Annotated in this window: 3 protein-coding genes; all 3 read right to left on the bottom strand. The window is 64.5% G+C overall.

The window, feature by feature from the left end:
• Positions 1–723, bottom strand: a 723-nt coding sequence (locus VGD20_RS18310) for a TIGR04222 domain-containing membrane protein (protein ID WP_331135809.1), incomplete at its 3' end; no start/stop codon positions are given.
• Positions 720–1,304 (bottom strand): hypothetical protein, encoded by a 585-nt coding sequence (locus tag VGD20_RS18305; RefSeq protein ID WP_331135808.1) that lies wholly within the window; start codon positions 1,302–1,304, stop codon positions 720–722. The genes VGD20_RS18310 and VGD20_RS18305, both read right to left, overlap by 4 nt.
• A gap of 128 nt (positions 1,305–1,432) precedes the next feature.
• A complete protein-coding gene (locus VGD20_RS18300; protein WP_331135810.1) occupies positions 1,433–1,576 on the bottom strand; it encodes a DUF1153 domain-containing protein in 144 nt (47 codons plus the stop codon).
• Between the last annotated feature and the right edge of the window lie 8 nt (positions 1,577–1,584).

The following is a 1,584-nucleotide window of genomic DNA, read 5'->3' as shown; positions in this document are numbered from 1 at the left end:
AAAATCGGTGAGGTTCGAACCAGCGAGCACGGCGGTGCCGAAAAGCGCCACGGCAAGGGGAATTTCATCCGGCATCGGGGCGCGGCGGAGACGCTCGGCACGCGCCTGTGCGTCCTCGATCGCCGCGAAGCCGCTCCGGGTTCGCTTTTCCAGCGTGAACCAGCGCAGCAGCGCGAGAAAGGCGGTCAGAATCATCAACGCCGTCAGAAAGCCGGTCGGATGATCGAGTGCGTTGCCGTAGCGCCAGCGCGACAGGCCAAGCGCGATGAGGAGCAGATAGGGCAGCGTCTGGCAAAGGCGGATCAGGATAACGCGCGGCCGCCGCATGAGCAGCCCCCCGGCGATCAGGCTCTTGCGGACGTTCTCGGCGCTGGCGCGAAGCGCATGGTCGATCGCGCTCCAGTCCGTTGGTGAGGGGAGGGCAAGGATCGCCGCTTCACCGGGGCCGTGTAGGCCATTCGTGCCCTGGATTGCGACTTTTCGGTCCGCTGTTATCGTGATCGCATCTGCGGTCATAAGCCGCGTCGCGACAAGCTCGGCATAACGCTCGCGCCCGCCTGCCAGATAGGCGACCTGTTCGTCCGGGAGAGATCGCGCTTCCCGGCCGCCGGGGCGGAGAGAATGCGGAATGGCAAAGCCGAGATAGATGACGGCCATAAGAAGCATGGCATAAAGCGCGAGGAACTCGCTGCCGCTCCAGCTTGCGTGGCTGAACATTGTCATAAGACGACACTCCCGAACCATAGGCCAACACCGGTGAGAAGGCAGGCTGCAATGATGGATGCCCCGCGGAGCGCGCTTCGCGGCAGCACGACCCCATCGCGCGGATGGACGCGGCGTGCGCGGGGATCGTCGATCAGACGCCGCGCCGCATCGGGCCAGATATCGTCCGGCGGCGGCGCGCCGAAAACCTGTTCGTATCGACGCAGCGTCCGGGCATATTGGTCGAAGAAGCGTGAGCGTTCGTCGCTGCCGCCGGCGGTTGGGCCGTGGTGCAGGGGACGGCCGAGCACCTTGGGGCAAAATCGCTCCCAATAGTCGCGCGTATAGGTGAGGTGAAGGTGCCAGACCTGATCGACGGCGTCGGAAGGCGTCAGCTCGGCGTCGCTCGTAGCGGCGAGGAAGCAGAAACACCGATACTCGTCGAACACGCGTTCGGCGTATGCTTCGGCCCAGCCATTCTCGCGCACGAGGCGCGCCGTGAACGTCAGATCCGCTTTCTCGGGGCCGACCTCATAGGACCAAAGCGCGTGCCACACCGGATGGTCCGGGCTGATCGGTCGGGCGTGATCCGGCGCTGGCATCAGAACTGAAATATATCATGGGCTTGCGCGTGCATAAAGCGAATTTGGAAGGACGGCGCGAGCGGGACCAGTCGCCCGCGCCGTCCGGCCGGTGCCGCGCATGGTGGGGGTAGCGCGACATCGATCGATCAATCCATATGTCGTCCTCGATACCGCTGGAGCTTGGTGATGCGAAGCCCGGGAAGTCCGGAGCGATCGAGCGAGCGCCGCCACGAGCCGATTTCTTCATTGCTCAGCCTGTATCTGTCGCACGCCTCCTCGAGACTGAGCAATCCGCCGT

Origin of the sequence: Sphingopyxis sp. (genome assembly GCF_036402335.1) — a bacterium.
Taxonomy (GTDB): domain Bacteria; phylum Pseudomonadota; class Alphaproteobacteria; order Sphingomonadales; family Sphingomonadaceae; genus Sphingopyxis.
This window is presented reverse-complemented; position numbering and strand designations above follow the sequence as displayed.

Coding starts and splice junctions, on each gene's coding strand:
- VGD20_RS18305 (WP_331135808.1), bottom strand. CDS start 1,304: ATGCCAGCGCCGGATCACGCCCGACCGATCAGCCCGGACCATCCGGTG.